The sequence below is a fragment of the Paenibacillus sp. FSL R7-269 genome, from assembly GCF_000517865.1.
GTDB lineage: Bacteria > Bacillota > Bacilli > Paenibacillales > Paenibacillaceae > Paenibacillus_AQ.
Genome location: NZ_ASPS01000031.1, coordinates 62,454 through 80,729, shown reverse-complemented (window position 1 = coordinate 80,729; position 18,276 = coordinate 62,454). Strand labels below are relative to the sequence as shown.

Annotated in this window: 20 protein-coding genes; 5 read left to right on the top strand and 15 right to left on the bottom strand. The window is 55.8% G+C overall.

Annotated features, from left to right (window positions below):
• Window position 1: 1 nt before the first annotated feature.
• Entirely contained in the window at window positions 2-127 is a 126-nt protein-coding gene (locus C162_RS37340; protein ID WP_256707949.1) for a hypothetical protein, read from the bottom strand.
• A 136-nt stretch (window positions 128-263) separates the two neighbouring features.
• Here C162_RS37340 and C162_RS16375 point away from each other — a divergent pair, with 136 nt between their 5' ends.
• Together C162_RS16375 and C162_RS16370 are read left to right on the top strand one after the other, a co-directional pair.
• Entirely contained in the window at window positions 264-734 is a 471-nt protein-coding gene (locus C162_RS16375; RefSeq protein ID WP_036695581.1) for an Imm30 family immunity protein, read from the top strand.
• 93 nt (window positions 735-827) lie between these two features.
• Window positions 828-3,173 carry a UvrD-helicase domain-containing protein gene (locus tag C162_RS16370; protein ID WP_036695580.1) on the top strand — a complete coding sequence of 782 codons (2,346 nt, stop codon included), beginning with the start codon at window positions 828-830 and terminating at the stop codon, window positions 3,171-3,173.
• A gap of 156 nt (window positions 3,174-3,329) precedes the next feature.
• On the opposite strand, the gene C162_RS16365 is transcribed toward C162_RS16370, so the two are convergent.
• The 3 genes from C162_RS16365 to C162_RS16355 form a co-directional block, all read right to left on the bottom strand.
• Window positions 3,330-3,911, bottom strand: coding sequence for a 50S ribosomal protein L25 (locus tag C162_RS16365; protein WP_036695579.1), 582 nt, complete (start codon window positions 3,909-3,911; stop codon window positions 3,330-3,332).
• A 95-nt stretch (window positions 3,912-4,006) separates the two neighbouring features.
• Window positions 4,007-4,954 carry a DUF1861 family protein gene (locus tag C162_RS16360; RefSeq protein ID WP_036695578.1) on the bottom strand — a complete coding sequence of 316 codons (948 nt, stop codon included), beginning with the start codon at window positions 4,952-4,954 and terminating at the stop codon, window positions 4,007-4,009.
• Window positions 4,920-5,216 carry a helix-turn-helix domain-containing protein gene (locus C162_RS16355; protein WP_063829030.1) on the bottom strand — a complete coding sequence of 99 codons (297 nt, stop codon included), beginning with the start codon at window positions 5,214-5,216 and terminating at the stop codon, window positions 4,920-4,922. The genes C162_RS16360 and C162_RS16355 overlap by 35 nt, the downstream gene beginning before the upstream one ends.
• Window positions 5,217-5,414: 198 nt before the next feature.
• On the opposite strand from C162_RS16355, the gene C162_RS16350 reads away from it, so the two are divergent.
• From C162_RS16350 to C162_RS16340, 3 genes are read left to right on the top strand one after another with little or no spacing between them, the layout of a single operon-like run.
• Window positions 5,415-6,596 carry a glycosyltransferase family 4 protein gene (locus C162_RS16350; RefSeq protein ID WP_036695577.1) on the top strand — a complete coding sequence of 394 codons (1,182 nt, stop codon included), beginning with the start codon at window positions 5,415-5,417 and terminating at the stop codon, window positions 6,594-6,596.
• Complete coding sequence (locus C162_RS16345) at window positions 6,596-7,702, top strand: glycosyl transferase (protein ID WP_036695576.1); 1,107 nt, start codon at window positions 6,596-6,598, stop codon at window positions 7,700-7,702. The genes C162_RS16350 and C162_RS16345 overlap by 1 nt, the downstream gene beginning before the upstream one ends.
• Complete coding sequence (locus C162_RS16340; protein ID WP_036695575.1) at window positions 7,695-8,777, top strand: mannose-1-phosphate guanylyltransferase; 1,083 nt, start codon at window positions 7,695-7,697, stop codon at window positions 8,775-8,777. The genes C162_RS16345 and C162_RS16340 overlap by 8 nt, the downstream gene beginning before the upstream one ends.
• 148 nt (window positions 8,778-8,925) lie before the next feature.
• On the opposite strand, the gene C162_RS16335 is transcribed toward C162_RS16340, so the two are convergent.
• The 11 genes from C162_RS16335 to C162_RS36930 all read right to left on the bottom strand — a co-directional run bounded on the left by C162_RS16335 (window position 8,926) and on the right by C162_RS36930 (window position 18,250).
• Entirely contained in the window at window positions 8,926-9,162 is a 237-nt protein-coding gene (locus C162_RS16335; protein WP_036695574.1) for a DUF6953 family protein, read from the bottom strand.
• Window positions 9,163-9,283: 121 nt separating this feature from the next.
• Complete coding sequence (locus C162_RS16330) at window positions 9,284-10,327, bottom strand: ABC transporter ATP-binding protein (protein ID WP_036695573.1); 1,044 nt, start codon at window positions 10,325-10,327, stop codon at window positions 9,284-9,286.
• 41 nt (window positions 10,328-10,368) lie between these two features.
• Window positions 10,369-11,169, bottom strand: a complete 801-nt coding sequence (locus C162_RS16325) for an ABC transporter permease (RefSeq protein WP_036695572.1) — start codon at window positions 11,167-11,169, stop codon at window positions 10,369-10,371.
• The gene (locus C162_RS16320; protein WP_036695571.1) at window positions 11,166-12,095 is read right to left on the bottom strand and encodes an ABC transporter permease; all 930 of its coding nucleotides are present in this window, start codon (window positions 12,093-12,095) and stop codon (window positions 11,166-11,168) included. The genes C162_RS16325 and C162_RS16320 overlap by 4 nt, the downstream gene beginning before the upstream one ends.
• 98 nt (window positions 12,096-12,193) lie before the next feature.
• The gene (locus C162_RS16315; protein ID WP_036695570.1) at window positions 12,194-13,300 is read right to left on the bottom strand and encodes an ABC transporter substrate-binding protein; all 1,107 of its coding nucleotides are present in this window, start codon (window positions 13,298-13,300) and stop codon (window positions 12,194-12,196) included.
• Between the two features lie 228 nt (window positions 13,301-13,528).
• On the bottom strand, window positions 13,529-14,305 hold the full coding sequence (locus C162_RS16310; protein ID WP_036695569.1) for an ABC transporter permease: 777 nt from the start codon (window positions 14,303-14,305) through the stop codon (window positions 13,529-13,531).
• An 18-nt stretch (window positions 14,306-14,323) separates the two neighbouring features.
• Window positions 14,324-15,112 carry an ABC transporter ATP-binding protein gene (locus C162_RS16305; RefSeq protein ID WP_036695568.1) on the bottom strand — a complete coding sequence of 263 codons (789 nt, stop codon included), beginning with the start codon at window positions 15,110-15,112 and terminating at the stop codon, window positions 14,324-14,326.
• A gap of 22 nt (window positions 15,113-15,134) precedes the next feature.
• Window positions 15,135-16,163 (bottom strand): ABC transporter substrate-binding protein, encoded by a 1,029-nt coding sequence (locus C162_RS16300; protein ID WP_036695567.1) that lies wholly within the window; start codon window positions 16,161-16,163, stop codon window positions 15,135-15,137.
• A 47-nt stretch (window positions 16,164-16,210) separates the two neighbouring features.
• Window positions 16,211-17,665 carry an aryl-sulfate sulfotransferase gene (locus C162_RS16295; protein WP_036695566.1) on the bottom strand — a complete coding sequence of 485 codons (1,455 nt, stop codon included), beginning with the start codon at window positions 17,663-17,665 and terminating at the stop codon, window positions 16,211-16,213.
• A gap of 42 nt (window positions 17,666-17,707) precedes the next feature.
• Window positions 17,708-18,082, bottom strand: coding sequence for a hypothetical protein (locus tag C162_RS36940; protein ID WP_268748805.1), 375 nt, complete (start codon window positions 18,080-18,082; stop codon window positions 17,708-17,710).
• 15 nt (window positions 18,083-18,097) lie between these two features.
• Window positions 18,098-18,250, bottom strand: a complete 153-nt coding sequence (locus tag C162_RS36930) for a hypothetical protein (RefSeq protein WP_235218452.1) — start codon at window positions 18,248-18,250, stop codon at window positions 18,098-18,100.
• Between the last annotated feature and the right edge of the window lie 26 nt (window positions 18,251-18,276).

Below are 18,276 nucleotides of genomic sequence, written 5' to 3'. Positions count from 1 at the left end.
ACTAACGGCGGTCGGTTCCCGAGCGCCGGAAGAGGCATAATGAGATGGCTCCCAGGTTGAGTGCCAGATATAGAATAAGCGTTAACCGTTCGGCATTGGTTAATTCCATAAGTACCGGAATAAACATAATATCCCTCCATACCTTACTTCTATTTGTACATCTGTTATAATCAGCTAGTCCTTTGTCCAATATATTAGCCTTATCTGTCAAAAAATGGACCTTATGATAAATGGCGTTATTTTCTGCTGGGAGGAATTACTCTATGAACCACCTATACCCCGGGATTGCCCGGCTATATGAGAACCGGCTGCTGCGCACCGAGCTGGAATGCGAGCAGTTCGATCAGGCACTGGAGGGTCTGGCCGGTGATACGGAGGATGCCGTCATTCACCAGATCTTCAAAGTATTCGATGATGATACGGAACAGCAAGAGGTGATGTTCAGCCTTGTTCATTTTGTAGAGAGTATCCAAATGGAGATGTATCTGACCCAGCTGCTGGAATCACTGCCGGAAATGCTGGAGCATGCCCGCAACTGGGCGATTGTGCTGAATCAAAGAATTCTCCAGGACGACACTTACCGCAGGGATTACGCTGAGATCGCTGTGCGCATGCCTCCTAGAATCCGGCAGTGTCTGGCCTTCCTGCTGGAGGAGATCAAGGAAGATCAGCCGCGGCTGTACGAGCGCAAGGTGAATTCTCTTCTTGCCAAGCTGAATACATCCGGGAGATAGCCTCGTGCAGAAAAGAGTGCAGAATGGTATAGTGTATACTGGCCAAAACCGCAGGACTGATTATGCATTCAGAAACATACGAAGGTGAACATAATGAACAAGCTCTTATTTCATAATATCCCGCTGGGAGCCAGCGGTGAGAATATACCCCAGGCCAAGGTAGCCTCGGCCCGGACGAGCCGGGAGACGGTGCAGCCGGGGGACAGCGATGCGGCTTATTTCAGGCGGCTGGAGGCTGGAGGCATTCTGCTCAATCCCCCGCAGATCTCGGCGGTGCGCCATCATCTGGGGCCGCTGCTGACACTGGCTGGAGCCGGCTCCGGCAAAACCTCGGTGCTGATCTGCAGAACCGGGTATTTGCTGTCTGTGCGCGGCATCGCCCCCGGACGCCTGCTGCTGCTGACCTTCTCCAGCAAAGCAGCGGCAGAGATGCGCGAACGGATCACCCTGTTACCGGGGGTGAACGAAGGGGATGCTGCGCGCCTGCAGGCGCGTACGTTCCACTCGTTCTTCCTTTATTTCCTGCGGCGGCAGGGGCTGCGGCAGGATATTTTCAGCGAGACCCGCCGTCAGCATATTCTGCTGAAGCAGATTATGCGCGAGCTGGGACTGCCGAAGGATGCCTATCCTCCTGAGAATCTGCTCAGTCTGCTCTCCGCCTGCAAGATGAACATGGGCTTGCCCGCACAGCTGCCGGAGACTACCGAGGCAGAGAAGGAGATGAAGGCTATCCTGGCTCTATACGAGCAGTGGAAGGCCGATCATTTCAAAATCGACTTCGACGATGTGCTGCTGCTCGCCTACCAGATGCTCCGTGAACAGCCTGCGCTGCTGCGGGAGCTGCAGCAGCAGTATCAATATGTGATGGTCGATGAATTCCAGGATACGAATGCGCTGCAATATGAGCTGGTGAAGATGGTTGCTGCTCCGCAGGATAATCTGATGGTGGTCGGCGACGATGACCAGACGATCTATTCCTTCAACGGAGCCCGCAGCGAGTTCATTCTGGAGTTCGAGAAGCTGTATCCGCAGGCCAAGGTGATTACGCTGGATATCAATTACCGCTCCGGACCGGCGATCATCGGGCTGGGCAACGGTATCATCCGCCATAATTCACGTCGCCGCGCCAAGACGCTGCAGGCAGCCCGCAGCAGCGGCCTGCCGCCCCGTTATCTGCGTCCGCTTACAGCAGATGACGAGGCCTCGCAGATTGTGGAGCATATTGAGCGTGAGACTCAGAGCGGGACCCGGGAATTCCGTGATTTCGCCCTGTTATACCGCGCGACAAGCAGCAACCGGGCGGTCCTGGAGCTGCTGCTGCTGCACGATATTCCTTATATAGATTATGGTGAAGGCCAGCTGTTGTATGAGCATTGGCTGATCTCTCCGGTGCTGGATCACCTGCGCCTGTCGGTGAACCGCCGCGACTTCGCCGCCATGGAGAATATTCTGCCGACACTCTACATGAACCGGGACAAGGGGATGGAGTATATCCGGCGCATGGAGGCGGTGCAGGCGAAGCAGGGCCCGCTGATTCATCTGCTGTCCATGCCGGGCATGGAGGATTTCAAGGGCGTCAAGCTGCGCGAGCGGCTGGACCTGATCCGCGGCCTGCGGGAGCTGACGCCAGTGCAGGCAATCCGCCAGATCCGCACAGTATTCTACGATTATTTCATCGAAGGCAGCGAGCGCCATCAGGCTACGCTGCACCGGGAGACACTGAAGGAAATGCTGGATGAGCTGGAGTCCTCGGCGGAGCGCTTCGCCACGATTCCGCTATTCCTCGAATTCATCGACAACGTAACAGAGCGTAATGAGCAGAACCGGCAGCCGGGGCTGAAGGAGCAAGGCAACCGGGTGGCGCTGATGACCATCCACAAATCCAAGGGACTGGAGTTCCCCGTAGTCTTCCTGATCGGAGCCTCCGAAGGGATTCTGCCGCATAGCTCCGCTCTGGAGGAGGACCGTTCGAAGGACCGCAAACCAGCGAAGGCCTCGGTCAAGGTGATCAGTGCGGCGGCTGCAAGAGCCGCGGCTGAAGCAGGCATTGCCGCATTGGAAGAGGAGCGCCGGCTCGCCTATGTAGCCGTTACCCGGGCCAAGGAGGAGCTGTTCATCAGCTCGCCCGCCCGGCATCGGGGTAAGAAGGCGGAGGTCTCGCGCTTCATGCTCGCGGCCTTCCGCTCGGCGGCCCGCCCGCAGGCACCGGCTCCACCCGCCGGAGGGAGCAGCGCAGGCAGATCGCCTATAACCCGCAGCAGCACCCCGGGTTCAGCCGCAGTGAGAACGCATACTGTCCCGGTCTGGAAATGCACCGGCAAAGCCTGTCCGGGCTGGACCCGGAAGAAGGCGGGCGGGGCAGAGGATCACCTGACCTCGAAGCCGTGTCCGCTCTGCAGCTCCCCGATGGAACCAAGCACCCGCGAGGTCCCGGTATAAGCGAACATCCGGCTGCCTTTTCAGCTAACCTGCCAGATGTAAGTTTCCTCCCAAACAATAAAAAGCCCCTTCCAGCAGACGTAACCGGAGTCATGATATGTTCATGAATTCCGGGTACGCTCTGCCAGAAAGGGGCTATTATTCATTAATCTATATTTAAGCCGGAGTGACTTCCGGTTCTGCTGCTTCTTCATGGACCGTCTTGATCTGAATCATGACTGTGCCCGGAGCAGTCAACACTTCAATTCCATCCTTGAAGATCAGATCAGACACCAGCAATTGGTCGCCGATGGCCAGGCCGCTGATATCCACTTCCATCGATTTCGGCAGAGCTCCCGGCATGCAGCGGACTTCTACTTCATATATTTCCACCTGCAGTACGCCGCCTTCTTTGACACCCGCAGCTTCGCCTGCAAAATGAATCGTAACCTTGCTGTCCATACTGATGCTCATATTCACATGCTGGAAATCGACATGTAGCACTTTACCGGACATCGACTGCTTCTGAATGTTCTGAACCACTACCGGAAGGGTCGTTCCATCCGGCAGCTTCGCCTGCAGAATCGCCCGCGGATTCGTTCTCAGCATCTCCAGCAGTTCCTTCTCGTTCACTTCAAGACTGAGAGTATCTTTACCAATGCCGTACAGTACAGCCGGTATGCGGCCCTGCTTTCTTGCTGCATTCAGGTTGGACTTTGTTTCCGATGTACGATTGCTTAATTGAATAAATGTACTCATTGCTTGGTTCCCGCTCTCTTTGACCATAAATTCTTGTCAAACATAGTGTACCATGACCATATAATCTAGTCAAACTTACTACCATCAGACCTCCATCAGACCTCATACTCAGCAAAAGGATCAGGAATCTCAATACGATAGGCTTCCGCATCGCTGACGCCTACCGACAACACCGACCGGCCGTCCTCCCCCCGTACCAGTCCGCCGCTGAAGATCACATCCTGCAGATCAGGCCGTTTCCCCGGACCGACCGGGAAATCGCTTCGGGCGGCAATGATTTTGAGCGGAGTCGTCTCGAAGGTGTCCGGGTTGAGCGAGAAGACCATAGCGTAATAATGCTTCTTCCCCAGAGGATCGAAGCAAGCGATATGCCCAAGCACACCGACATGGCCGTTGCTTAGCAGATGGGCTTCATTGGCGCCGCCCCACTCTTCCTGCACGAACTGATGCTGTAGAATTTCTGCTTCCACGAGCGTCTGTTCATTCAGCTCTTCCAGAGAATCGATAACCGTGAAGCCGATCTGCCCTCTGCCGCCACGCTCCCCCTGCGGTCTCGTAAGCACACCGATTCTCCCGTCCTGCAGCTCTATCAGCCGGATGTCCTTCATCTGCTGCGGACCGGAGGCGAAATGGTTCATCGAATCGATCCGGTACCCCCGGTAGAACTGCGTGACCCAGGAGACGATTTGCGGCGGATGATCCCCGGCCGTAATGACTTCAACTCCGCCGACAATCAGTTCGCCCTTAATCCGGGTGACACAGGGGTCCTGCAGGTTATAGGTATGCGTATGTGCCCTGGGAACCCATACCCCGTCCCCTCGGGATGTAAAAAAGAAGACTTGAGAGAACTCACTGTCGCGCTCCTCAACTCTTCCCAGTATGACCTCCTCCCCGTCATGCGGGAAAGGGGCCGTTATATTGTATACATCACGCCCGCCTACACCGGAGAAGACCAGCTTCTCCACGTGTACGGTACGGAGATTGGCGTAAAAGGTATCCAGCAGTTCGCTACAGGCTGCTGCCATTGCCGGGCTCCTTGTCATTGCCTTCCTCCTCATATTCATTTGCCTTATCTATTGCCCAATCGTTCTCATCTGATTCCATCCGGATCAATTCCCCAGGCTGAATATTGAAGTAGGTACAGAGCTTTAACAGCAGATCCCGGGGATACTGCACCATCTCATCCTTGTACATCCGCCGGACGGAATCAAAATGGTAGTTAATGTCTTTGGCAAGCTTGCGGATCGATAATTTGGGGTCATGTTCTTCCATAACCTCACTTAGTTTACTGCGAATGACTGGCATCCATACACCTCCTACAATACTATATCTGGAGATTTTAGGAGAGTCAATAAATTGACAAGATAAAATGGTCATGTTATAGTCGATTCAGGAAATAAATTGCAGAAACGAAAATTCATACCACTCACCCCTGGAAAATAAAGCTCTCTTTATTTTCTTTTTTTATCCCCAAATTACGATAATCCATAGGGAGGCTCTATCATGAACCGCAGCAACCGCAATAAAAACATAGTTTTCCTGTCCACCAGCCTGCCTAGAGAATGCGGAATTGCTACCTTCACCCAGGATCTGCTGGATGAGTTCACGAAGCTTCAAGGCTTCAACAAACCGCGGATCATCGCCATGAACAACAACAGAGATTACCGTTACACGGATCAGGTCATGAGGGAAATCAACCAGCAGCAGCTATCCGATTATATAGATTCAGCCCGGGAAATTAATCAGTCGGATACCAATCTGCTCGTCATTCAGCATGAATTCGGCATCTACGGCGGAGAGAGCGGTGAATATCTCCTGCAGTTCACGGAAGAGCTTCAGGTCCCTTATGTGGTTATCTTCCATACTGTCTTAACCAAGCCTACACCGAAGCAGCATGAGATCATTACCCGGCTCGCTGAAGGAAGCGTCCAAGTGGTCACGATGGCCCAGTCCACAGCACAGGATCTGATCTCTGTCTATCATATAGAAGCCGCCAAAATCGCCTTCATTCATCACGGTGTGCCCTTTGTGCAGACAGCTACCCGCGCGGAGCTAAAGACCCAGTATAAGTTCGGAGACCGCAAAATTCTCTCCACCTTCGGCTTCCTGAGTCCCGGCAAGGGCATTGAATATGCAATTGAAGCGATGAGCGGAGTGGTGAAGCAGCACCCGGACGCGCTCTATATCATCTGGGGCAAGACCCATCCGGTCGTTAAACAAGAGGCAGGCGAAGTCTACCGGCAAAAGCTGACCGATCAGGTGTATGAGCTAGGACTGGTCAATAATGTGCTGTTCGTCGACAAGCTGCTGACCCAGGAAGAAGTCATCGAGTCACTGGTGATGTCGGATATTTATATGACTCCATATCTGGGCAAGGATCAGGCTGTCAGCGGCACCCTCGCTTACGGCATTGGCTATGGCAGAGTCATTATCTCCACCCCTTACCGCTATGCCGAAGAGATGCTAGCTGAAGGCCGGGGGTTGCTCGCGGAATTCCGCAATTCAGCTTCTCTGGAAGCCTGTATTCTGGAGCTGCTGGATGATCCGGCCAAAGTCGAGGATATGGAGCAGCGTACACAGGCGCTTGGCAGTAAGATGATGTGGAGTGAGGTTGCAAAGAGCTATGCAGCCATCTTTCACGATAAAATAGCCCTCTCCACCCCGGCTGACCGGAGTGTGATTTGATGCATCCACCAGCAGTGTTGCAGCTCAAACCGGACTATATGCGCCGGATTACCGATGACACGGGGATTTTTCAGCATACGAAGTTCGGTGTTCCCGACCGTGCCAAAGGCTACACCACCGATGACAATGCGCGGGCTCTAATTGCAGCCGTACTGATGTACAAAAAAAATCCCGAGGCCGCTGCCCTCGACCTGATCCATACGTACCTCTCTTTCGTCCATCATGCACAGACGGAGGAAGGCAACTTCCGGAATTTCATGGACTACAGCCGCTCCTTCCTGGAGGAGCGCGGCTCCGAGGATTGTCAGGGACGCACCCTCTGGGCGCTGGGCTTCGCCCTCTCCTATTCTTCCATCCTGCCGGATAATCTGCTGAATACCTGCCGCTATCTAATCAACCAGGCGCTGCCTCATATCGGCGGCATTCGGTCTCCCCGGGCACTTTCCTATGCACTTGTCGGGCTAAGCTATCTGCTCAAAACTCCCGGAGCACTCACCTACTCCTTTCCGTATCCGCATACACCAGGCACAGAGGAAGAACAGGCCTTCCTGCCCGAAGCCTTCATTAGTGAGCTGATCGAATCCATCGCGGTCCGGCTAAATGACCAGTACAACCATACCAAGGGCGAGGGCTGGAACTGGTACGAAGACAGCCTGACTTACGGGAACTCGATGCTGCCTTGGGCACTATTGAAGGCCTACAAGATCTCCGGCAATCCGGTGCTCCGAGCTACGGCCCAAGAAAGTCTGGATTTCCTAATCTCCCGGACCTTCGCGCCGGAAGGCTATTACAAGCCCATTGGCAGCCATGGCTGGCTGCTGCGCGGCGGCACGCCTGCGCTCTATGACGAACAGCCGATCGAAGCCTGCGAGATGCTGCTCGCCTGCCGGGAAGCCGCCTCGGTGCTGAAGGACCCTGCTTATCTGCGGAAGGCTGACTTATGCTATGCCTGGTATACAGGGAATAACTCCTTGCAGCTCAGCCTGATAGATCCCCAGACCGGGGCTTGCTACGACGGGATTCACAGTTCGGGACTGAATCTCAATCAAGGCTCGGAGAGCATTATCTCCTTCTTGATTGCCCATCTGGTGACCCATCATGGATAAATTCGCAACCATTCTCGCAGGCGGGGGCGGCACCCGCTTCTGGCCGCTGTCGAGACAGGAAATCCCCAAGCAGCTGCTGAACATCAGCGGCAACGATATTATGCTGAACGATACGATCGAACGCTTCAAGGGCATTATTCCGCAGGAAAATACCGTTATTGTAACGAACCGAACCCAGGCGGTACTGCTGGAGAGCATTATGCACAGCAGTGTGCAGAAGAGCAATATCCTGATTGAGCCGGTGGCCCGAAATACTTCGGCGAGTATTCTATTCGCCGCTTTCGCCATCCAGCAGATGAGCGAAGGGGACTCCTTAATGGTCGTCCTGCCTTCCGATCACTATATTACCGATGAGCCGCAGTTCCGGCTTACGCTGGACGAAGCTTGCACCGTAGCCATGGAGAGCAATACCATTGTCACGATCGGGATCAAGCCGACCTTCCCGTCCACCGGTTACGGCTACATCGCTTATGACAAAGAGCCGATCGCAGTCAAGCCGGTTGCCGTATACGATGTAGCTGAATTCGTGGAGAAGCCGGATTTCAAGAAGGCACAGGGGTATCTGGCCTCAGGCAATTATCTCTGGAACAGCGGGATCTTCATCTGGAAGACCTCGGTCATTATCGATAACTTCAAGCGTTATTTGCCGCGGTTGTATAACACGATGCTGCCGATCAGAGAGGCATGGGGTACGGATCAAGAGCAAGAGACGATTAACCGGATCTACCCGCTGCTCCAAAATATATCGATCGACTATGGCATCCTTGAGCGTTCCGACGAAGTTGTGGTCCTCTCCGGACAGTTCGGCTGGAATGACATCGGCAGCTGGGATGCACTCGGTGCCATCTTCCCGCCTGATGGTGAAGGCAATATTATCAAAGCCAATCATTTGGGCATCGATACCCACAACTCCATCATCTATGGCAACGGGCGGCTGATCACCACTATAGGCGTTGAAGGTTTTATTATCGCAGACACGGGGGATGCCCTCATGATCTGCCCTAAGGACAAGGCACAGTCCGTCAAGGACATTGTGGATCTGCTCAAGGACAAAGGCATGCTGGAATATGTATAGGAGATGTCACTCGAAGAATAATTTGGGCCAATGGGGCTAGTACAGTATTGCTCCCCTTGTTCTAGCAGAAACGGCTACGCCGTCCTTGTCAAGGATGGCGTAGCCGTTTTTGCTCATGTTATTAAGGTGGTCTTGTGACCGTTCAGCCTCAGGTCCAGGCCCACAGGAATCCGTCGCGGTCCCAGGCAATCCGGCCGCCATGCAGCTTGCGGAAGGCCTTCTTCACTTCCTTGGATAACGAAGCATTGCCGTTCTCATTCACGAATACAAACTGTTCACCGAAATTTGCCTTCACATATTGGGTCGCAGCGGTCTGGTATAACGTCCCTGTGAACTTGATTTCCTTCACCATCCACTCCGCCACTTCCTGTGCGGTTACTTCCATTGGGGGTACTGCTCCTTCCTGTTCTTCTTGCTTGCTTGCAGATTTCCCCATTATACCACGAATCCCGCTGCTTCTATCCGATCCATTCCGGACTAACGGCGGAACCTGCTTGAACAGACAACTACGCCCCTTCCTGCTCCAGATGCAGCAGCTTAGCAGCGTCCATGAGAAGGGTCACGCGATCCCCTTCCCGGACCTGCAGCCAGCGCCCGTCATTCAGCAGGTCTACTGTTAAGGGGATACCTTCCGCCGTCACGCTGACCCGGATAATGCTGCCCAGAATGGATACCGCCTGGACCTGACCGTGCACATCCACCATACCATCGGCGTCATCCTGGATCGGCTCCCCTGCCGCCAGCAGGGTTACGGTCTCCGGCCGGATGGCAAACCGGTCGGCCCGGCTCTCGATGCTGCGGAAGAGCGACAGCGCCTCGGCCCGGCTCAGCACATTGTAGCTGCCCATGAACCGGGCGGCAAATTCCGTACGCGGCGCTGTGTAGAGCTGCTCCGGCGAGCCTTGCTGAACGATCTGCCCCTTATTCATGATGCAGATCCGGTCCGAGAGGATCAGTGCTTCCTCCTGATCATGGGTGACGAACAGCGTCGTCATGCCAAGCCGCCGCTGGATGTCGCGGATCTCCGCGCGCAGATTCTTGCGGATTCGTGCGTCCAGTGCGCTGAGCGGCTCATCCAGCAGCAGCAGCTTCGGCTGGACGGCCAGCGAGCGGGCCAGCGCCACGCGCTGCTGCTGCCCGCCGGACAAGGACTGCGGGTAGACATCCCGCTTGTCCTCCAGATCCACCATCGCCAGCAGCTCTGCGCTGCGCGTCCGCCTTGCTGCAGGAGCGATGCCGCGCATGCGCATGCCGTATTCCACATTTTGACGGACCGTCAAATTGGGGAACAGCGCATACGACTGGAACACCATGCCGATGTCCCGGCTGCGCGGCGGCAGCTTCGTCAGCTCCCGGGACTCCAGCAGCATACTGCCGCTATCCGGTTCTGTAAGCCCAGCGATGCAGCGCAGGAGTGTGCTTTTGCCGCAGCCCGACGGTCCCAGCAGCGTAACCAGCTCCCCTTCGGCGATACTCAGATCCACCCCATCCAGTACCCTGGCATCGCCGAACCTTTTATGGATACCCAGCAGCTTCAGATAATCATTCATTCCTGTCCCTCCCTATTAATGCCGGGTCTGCCCCGGCTTCCTTACTTCGATAACCGGCCCATCCGCTGCCCCAGCTTCATCAGCACGGCCGACAGCAGCAGAATGAAGAAGAAATATGAGATGGCAATGGCGCTGGCCAAATGCCCGCTTTCTCCGACTCTTTTATACAAATAGACCTGAATCGTCTGGATATGGCCCCCGACCAGCATATTCGTCAGCACAAACTCCCCGAACAGCACCGAGAACGACAGCAGCGCCGAGACGATAATCCCAGGCCATATATTCGGCAGAATGACCGTGAGGAAGGCCGTACGCCTTCTGGCTCCCAGCAGTTCAGCGGCATTCAGCAGCTCCACCGCCGATACACTAAGCAGACTGTTACGGATGCCCTGATACATATAAGGCAGCACGACTACAAAGTACGCCCCAATCAATAAATAAGCCGTCCCCGAAAGGTTAAAAGGTCCCGAGGAATATGCGCGGATCAGCCCTACGGCAGCTACCACCCCAGGCACGGCATAGGGCAGAACGACGATTCCCTTCATGAAGCTCTCCCAGCGCGGATAATAGACCGTAATGACAAAAACAGCCGGCAGCATCACAGCGAGACTCAGCGCCACACTGATGCCGCACAAATACAGGGAGGTCCAGAGCGCTTCCAGGAAGCGGCTGTCCCGGAACATACCGCTGAACCATTCCAGCGTCCAGCCTTTAGGAAGCAGCGTATTCTGCCAGTCCCGGGCAAAAGCATACAGCCCTGTAGCCGCCAGCGGCAGCAGCAGGTAGACCATCAGCAGCAGCATGAAAACGCGCGGGCCGATCCCCGCTCTGCGTGTATTCATTGTCCTGCCTCCTCCCGGGCGATCCGCCAACGGCGCTTCCATGCCTGGCCGCTGCTGCTATGTTCCCGTCTGGACTGCAACGCACCGCTATAGACGTCCATCCGGCGCACCATCCGCTGATTCAGGAACACCGCCAGCAAAGTGCTTAACGCCAGCAGGACAGCAAGGGTGCTGCCCATCTCCGGCTGGGTGACCACATTGCCCGCTACCAGGGAGCCAATGCGCACAGACAACAGATTATAGTTGCCCCCGACCAGCGCATAGGCTGTTGCGTAGGCACCCATCGCATTGGCGAAGAGAATGCCGAGCGTCCCGAAGATCGCCGGGGAGAGCACGGGCAGCCCAACCGTCGTCCAGAACTGCCAAGGTCTTGCCCCCAGCAGGTCCGCCGCTTCCCTCCACTGCTCCCGGATGCCATAGAAAGCCGGATACAACAGCAGTAATGCCAGCGGAATTTGGAAATAGACATAGACCAGAATCAGACCGGACCAGCTGTACAGGTTGAAGTCGCCGAATACATTCCAGCCCCATTGCTTGAACAGCAGCGTGAACACGCCGTTATTGCCGAGCAGAATAATATAGGCAAAAGCTAGCGGAACTCCGGCAAAGTTCGAGGTCATATTCGAGAGCAGCAGCAGCCGGTCGCGCGCAGCCGGGGCAAAGCGCGTGACGCAATACGCGCAGGCCAGGCCCACCCCCAGCCCGATCAGGCTGGAGAAGACAGCGATCAGCAGGCTGTTCTTGATTGCCTGCATGTAATAAGCACTGCTGAGCGCATGGATATAGTTGCCCAGCGTGAAGCCTTCGCCGCCAGAGCTGCGAAGACTGCCCAAGAGCATCGACAGGACCGGCACGGCCTGGAAGGCCAGCACCAGCAGCACAAACGGAGCCAGAGCCAGCAGACTACTCCATTGTCGTTGTTTCATTCCGTACACTCCTCTCTTCTTAAGATACGGAAGTAGCAAGCGGGCGCCCCGGATACTGCAAGGCGCCCTTCATCTGTTGCATACAGTTCAGTCTGAGGTTAGTTCAGGTGGACCAATACGCGTTCCTGCCAGAGCTGCGGAATCGTCTTGGCGGTTGCCTCCCACACCTTGTAATCGCCTACCGGCTTCACGTTCGCGTATTGCTCCTGGGGAAGCAGCTTCGCAGACACCTCCTCCGGCAGCTTCACACTCTCGCGGATCGGACGGGCGTAACCTTTGGCCAGGTTGATCTGGCCTGCATCGCTGAGAATATACTCACGCGTCAGCTTGGCGGCATTTGGATGCGGAGCCCACTTATTGATAATGGTCGCATAACCGCTCACTACGCTGCCTTCCTTCGGAATCGCCACATCGAAGCTGCTCTTATCAATCTGATCCTTATAGTTCAGCGCATTGAAGTCCCAGAGCAGGGTTACCTCCACCTCGCCCTTCTCAATGTTCGCAAGCGATGCTTCGGCATTCGAGAGACGGCCCTTCTTGGCCAATTCCTCGAAGAAGGCGAGTCCCGGCTCAATATTGGATTCATCCCCGCCAAAAGCAATCGCAGCCGCCAGCACGGCCATCTGCGCCTGTGCAGCCTTCGTTACATCGCCTACAATGATTTTGTAGCTGCCGTTCTTCAGGTCTTCCCAGCTCTTAGGCGGACTAGCCACCAGCTTGGTATTGGTCAGGAAGGCGATGCTGCCTTGATAACCGACCACCCAGTGGCCGTCCTTATCCTTGGCCCAGGCGGGAATCTCATCCCAGTAAGAAGTTTTGTAAGGCTGGGTTACGCCTGCATCTGCTGCAACCGGACCGAAGGCGATACCCACATCGCCAATGTCGGCGGTCGGCTTGTCTTTCTCGGCATCGAACTTGGCAATTTCCTCCGCGCTCGACATATCTGTATCGGTATGTGTAAGTTTGTATGTTCCCGTAATGTCCGTCCAGGTATCCTTCCAGTTCGCCCAGGTATCCGGCATCCCCACGCTGACCACCGCGCCTTCCTTGGCTGCTTCGGCCTCAATGTCGCTCAGACTCAGCTCTGCGGTGCTTGCGGTGCTGTCATCAGCTTTCGCCTCCGAGTTGGCACAAGCAGCCAGCAGCAGGACGAGCAAGCACAACAGCAGACTCATAGACCCTAACCGTGCAAATCTCTTTTTCATGATTTCCCTATCACTCCTATTTCTGATTTGCGGGCTAATCTCTGAATGGAAGCTTGTTCGGTGCCCACCTGAAGTATAGAGGTCCATTATTTGCCCGGCATTAAGCTCAGTAGTAACCTTTGTAAACCCGCAGCATTTGTGGCAGACCGGAGAGCCTTAACCACGCTGCCTTCCAGGTAACACAAAGAGCCCCCGGAATAACCGGAGGCCATGCGCTACTCTCTCATTTTATCTTCTGTGCGCACCCACGCTGACCACACCGTAGCGGTAGAGCACCTTCCGGCCGAACCAGCCGAAGGCCCGGTCTGTGAAGAAGCCCATGAAGCCGAGGCTAATCAGCCCTACGAAGATCCAGTCGGTACGGAAGAACAGCCGCGAATTCCAGATTAGGTACCCCACCCCTTCGTTCGAGGCAATCATCTCCGCGCCGATAATCGCCATATAGGAGGTGCCCATCGCCAGCCGCACACCGGTGAAAATATACGGAATCGTCGAAGGCACAATGACATGCAGCAGAATCTGCCACTCACTGGCCCCCATGCTGCGTGCGGAACGGATCTTGTCCTCCTCTACCGACATGACCCCGGTCAGGGTATTCAACACCACAATGAAGAAGGTGGCGTACATAATCAGCGCGATCTTCGACTGCTCCCCGATGCCGAACCAGACCAGGAAGAGTGTAATGAAGGCAATCGGCGGAATGAAGCGGATGAAGTTCAGGAACGGCTCAGCGAACAGGCGGACTACATTCACCTTGCCGGTGATCAGTCCTGCCGGAATAGCCAGCAGACTGCCTAGCACCCAGCCGATCAGCACGCGGTACAAGCTGACCCCGATATATTGCACCAGCGTCCCGTCCTCCACCAGCTCACGCCCGCCCCGGACCGTTGCCCACGGCCCGGGAATGATATCCGGACCATACACCCAGGCGCCAAGCTGCCAGAGGAGCAGTACGGCAAGCCACAGCAGGGATACGGATACCCATTTCTTTTCCAACCATCTCATCAGGTATCACCTCCCGTCCTATTCTTCAAAATGGCTCTGAATCCGGCTATACAGCCAATAGAATTCAGGTGAAGCCACATCCCGGGGGAAGGGCAGCGTATTGTCGTAGATGTCTGTGATATTGGAGGAGGGCCCTACCGACATAATGCCGATGCGCTCCCCCAGCAGCAGTGCTTCCTGAATATCATGGGTCACGAAGATCACCGTCTTATGCGTCTCCCGCCAGATCTGCACCAGCTCCTTCTGCATCGTCCGCCGGGTCATGGCATCCAGCGCGCCGAACGGCTCATCCATCAGCAGGATCGCCGGATCATTCGCCAGCACCCGGGCCAGCTGTACCCGCTGCTTCATTCCTCCCGACAGCGCCTTCGGGAATTTGTCCTCATGGCCGTTCAGCCCGACAAGCCCGATGTAGCGGTCAGACAGACGCCTGCGTTCGGCCTTCGCCGTCTTCTTCATCCGCAGTCCGAACTCTACATTCTCCCGCACCGTCAGCCAGGGGAACAGGGACGAATCGGCCTGCTGGAACACCACCGCCCGGTCCCGGCCCGGCTTATCCACCTCGATGTTGTCTACCCGCAAATGTCCGCCAGACTTGGAGACGAACCCGGCAATCATATTCAGCAGCGTGGATTTGCCGCAGCCGCTTGGGCCGAGCAGTACGAAGAATTCTCCGCCCTTGATCACCAGATCTACATCCTTAATAATGTAGTGAACATCTCCGGCTGCCGGTTCACTGTAGCTCTTACGCAGCTGCTCGATATGAATAGCATGCTGCCTTGCCGCTGGTTTAGCAGATAAAGACATGGGGCACCTCCTGTAGTTTCATTTATTCCGGGTAGGTCACTTTATCCGGCAACGCCTGCTTCAGCGGCTCCAGCTTAAGCTTGCTGCCAAGGTCAAAATCCTGCGTGATAATCCCTGTATCCACCATATACTTCTTCTGTCCGGCGAGGCTGTCGTATGCAGCCTGGGTGAAGCCCACCTTCCACGGATTCGCCGGCAGATCCTTCAGCGTTGCTTCCTTCGGCTGCTTCACTTCCTTGTACATCAGCTCCGCTACTTCCTCGGGATGCTCCTGTACGTACGCCGAGGCTTCATCCACCGCTGCCAGGAAGGCTCCAATGCCTTCACCATGCTCCTCTGCAAAAGCATCCGCAGCTACGATTCCCATCCCCAGCCGCACCGGAGTCTTCGACATATCGGTCAGCTCATGCACGCCCTTAAGTGCAGCCAGCTTATCGGTCAGCGCTGAACCGCTGAACCAGGCGGCATCGACATCCCCCTGCTTCAGGGCGATGAAGGCTTCGTCGAAAGCACCCTGTCCTGTAAGCTTCACACCGCTGAGTGCGATGCCCTGCTCCTTCAGATATTCGTCCCACAGATACGGCAGGAACGTCCCGCGCAGGAAGCTCAGATTCTTACCCTTCAAGTCCGCGGCAGACTGAATATCGTCTCTGACGTACAGCTTCCATACTGCCGCTGCCTGATCCGTGGCCTGACCAGCGGAAGCAATGATTGAATAGTCGCCCTTGGCAACGGCATTCAGCACCGGGAAGTCCGCACCGAAGGCCACATCCACCTGCTTGATGAACAGCGCATTCACTCCCTCGGCCGGTGTCCCGAAGTTGATCATCTCCGCATCGATGCCGTGGCTTGCGAAGATGCCTTGCTTAAGGGCTACCCGGAAGGTCGGATTCGTGTTGATATCGGCAATCCTGATCTTCAGGGTCTTCGGTGTACCGCCGCCCTCTCCCGCAGAGGCTGCCGCATCTCCCTTGGAGCTGCAGCCGGAGAGCACCAGTACCAGAGATAAGGATAAGAGCAGAAGGCTTGAGCTGTACCATGATTTTGTCACAAGAACGCACCTCTTCGTCTATGAATTTCTGAAGCCTGCCTGAGTCTCTACCTGGCCCGCCGGACGCTGCCTTCATCCGTAGTGGCTACACAGGCTGCCCCCTCTGTAAAAGGCAGCGTCGTCGCTACCTGCACGACCGAATCCGATCCCTTCGGAGCGGCCCCCGGTACCCTGAAGCTGGACACATCGAGCGGCTCAATCGCATTCTCCTGCGGCTTCGTAAGCTGCGGCACCCAGGCATAGGGTACCCGGTAAGAACGGTAGACCATATTCGTATTGCGGCGGTCTGTGTACGGGGAGATATACTCCCAGACCAGCTCATGCGCTGCCGTGACCTCGAACAGCCGTCCATTGGAGCCTTCGGTAATCAGCGTGTTGCCGTTGGCAAGCCGCTGCGCCGAGCTGATATACGGGCTGTAGAACTTATAGGAATCCGTCGGAATGGAGAATCCGGCCTCCGCCGAAGTATACTGCCACTCAATCTCCAGCGTCACCGGGTTAATCTCCAGTACGCGTGAGTGATCACGCAGCGCGTTCTTCTGCCCGAACGGCGATGCCGGATTCGGCAGACCGTAGCCGCCCCAGCCGCCGTTATCGAATACAAGCAGATTGCCTTCCCCCGGCAGTCCCTTCGGAATGATGTGGGCGTGATGCTGGCCGATAATCCAGCCGATATGCTTCACTTCGGGCAGGGAATAGTCCGGGCCCAGACGCCAGACGATAGCCCCGCTGCGCTTGTCGGTGATGGCGATAATATTCGCCTCGCGGGCATCCCAGATAATGTTATCCGGGTGGAAGCGCTCGTCTCCCTGATCATAGAACCGGTTCGGCCCCACATAAGACGCAGAATTAATATGCAGCCAGTCGCCTACGCCGCCGCCCAGATCCCCGAAGGAGCGGGTATTGGGGTCGCGGAACAGGACATTGCGCGCCGCCTGGTCGAAGCCCAGCTCCGCGAAATGATCGCTGGCTGCCCACTCCCAGAGGATATTGCCTTCCCAGTCCACTTCAATAATCGTGTCATCCAGCAGCTCTTTGTCGGAAATCTCAGGGTTATGCAGATTTTTATGCGCCAGGATTAGCGTTGTCCCGCTGTTAACCGAAGGTTCAAGCCCGCGAGCATAGTATCCCGCAGGATTGCCTTCCCGCTGGTAATCATGGTGCTGGCGGGCATACCACAGCGGCTCAGCCCCCGGGTCCGCGATCTGCTCATAGCTGTTGTATCTCCAGACCACATTGCCGTCCCAGTCCACCTGCACCAGATCGACATTATCCTGAATGCCGAATTTGGGATCTCTTCTGCCGGTGCTGCCCAGGACATAGCCGCCGGGAAGGATTTTGGCCGGGAAACCGATCAGTCCTTGCCATAGATGTACCTCCTTGCCGCTCATGTCGATTAGCACTACGCCCTCATCGCCTGCCTGAAATACCGTGTAGCCGCTCCATGCCTTGGCCGGGTTATATACAGTTGCCCCTGTCGGATATATTGTGGAATGTCCCATGCTTATCTCTCCTCATCATTGGGTTGGTATTCTCTTCATTTCTCAATAGCTAAGATAACTACTCTTCGTGCCTCCGCGCCGCTTCTGTTCAGGCTCTGCGGGAACGGGTATGGTTGCATTCTGCCGGGCCAGCTCCAGCAGCGTCTCTGAGAACCCTTCCAGATTCCCGGTCATCCGCTGATAGAACCGGCTCTGCTGCTCCAGCTCTTCCTCCGTAAAGCCCTCGAACAGAAGCATAATACACCTGGCACCGATGTTTCCGTTCCGCTCCGCCATCTCCCGGCCGCGGGCGGTAATATCCAGCAGCACAGTCCGGCGGTCATCCTCCTTACGCCTGCGTACCGTATATCCGCCCGCCTCCAGCTTGTCACTCAGCGCCGTTATGGCGCCTGAGGTGAAATCAAGCTGCTCCGCCAGATCGCCCAGACGCTGCTACCCGTCACGGATGATTTTGTGCAGAATCAGCATTCCCGGCAAGGCTACTCCCTCCACGTTTACGCGGTCACGCTCCTTAACGAACCTGCGTACCAGCTTACGGAACAGATGATCCGCCTGCTCCAGCTGCTCCCACTGTCTATCCTCCATGCCCTCTCTCCTCTGCTATTCATCCA

Coding starts and splice junctions, on each gene's coding strand:
- C162_RS37340 (WP_256707949.1), bottom strand. CDS start 127: ATGTTTATTCCGGTACTTATGGAATTAACCAATGCCGAACGGTTAACG.
- C162_RS16375 (WP_036695581.1), top strand. CDS start 264: ATGAACCACCTATACCCCGGGATTGCCCGGCTATATGAGAACCGGCTG.
- C162_RS16370 (WP_036695580.1), top strand. CDS start 828: ATGAACAAGCTCTTATTTCATAATATCCCGCTGGGAGCCAGCGGTGAG.
- C162_RS16365 (WP_036695579.1), bottom strand. CDS start 3,911: ATGAGTACATTTATTCAATTAAGCAATCGTACATCGGAAACAAAGTCC.
- C162_RS16360 (WP_036695578.1), bottom strand. CDS start 4,954: ATGACAAGGAGCCCGGCAATGGCAGCAGCCTGTAGCGAACTGCTGGAT.
- C162_RS16355 (WP_063829030.1), bottom strand. CDS start 5,216: ATGCCAGTCATTCGCAGTAAACTAAGTGAGGTTATGGAAGAACATGAC.
- C162_RS16350 (WP_036695577.1), top strand. CDS start 5,415: ATGAACCGCAGCAACCGCAATAAAAACATAGTTTTCCTGTCCACCAGC.
- C162_RS16345 (WP_036695576.1), top strand. CDS start 6,596: ATGCATCCACCAGCAGTGTTGCAGCTCAAACCGGACTATATGCGCCGG.
- C162_RS16340 (WP_036695575.1), top strand. CDS start 7,695: ATGGATAAATTCGCAACCATTCTCGCAGGCGGGGGCGGCACCCGCTTC.
- C162_RS16335 (WP_036695574.1), bottom strand. CDS start 9,162: ATGGAAGTAACCGCACAGGAAGTGGCGGAGTGGATGGTGAAGGAAATC.
- C162_RS16330 (WP_036695573.1), bottom strand. CDS start 10,327: ATGAATGATTATCTGAAGCTGCTGGGTATCCATAAAAGGTTCGGCGAT.
- C162_RS16325 (WP_036695572.1), bottom strand. CDS start 11,169: ATGAATACACGCAGAGCGGGGATCGGCCCGCGCGTTTTCATGCTGCTG.
- C162_RS16320 (WP_036695571.1), bottom strand. CDS start 12,095: ATGAAACAACGACAATGGAGTAGTCTGCTGGCTCTGGCTCCGTTTGTG.
- C162_RS16315 (WP_036695570.1), bottom strand. CDS start 13,300: ATGAAAAAGAGATTTGCACGGTTAGGGTCTATGAGTCTGCTGTTGTGC.
- C162_RS16310 (WP_036695569.1), bottom strand. CDS start 14,305: ATGAGATGGTTGGAAAAGAAATGGGTATCCGTATCCCTGCTGTGGCTT.
- C162_RS16305 (WP_036695568.1), bottom strand. CDS start 15,112: ATGTCTTTATCTGCTAAACCAGCGGCAAGGCAGCATGCTATTCATATC.
- C162_RS16295 (WP_036695566.1), bottom strand. CDS start 17,665: ATGGGACATTCCACAATATATCCGACAGGGGCAACTGTATATAACCCG.
- C162_RS36930 (WP_235218452.1), bottom strand. CDS start 18,250: ATGGAGGATAGACAGTGGGAGCAGCTGGAGCAGGCGGATCATCTGTTC.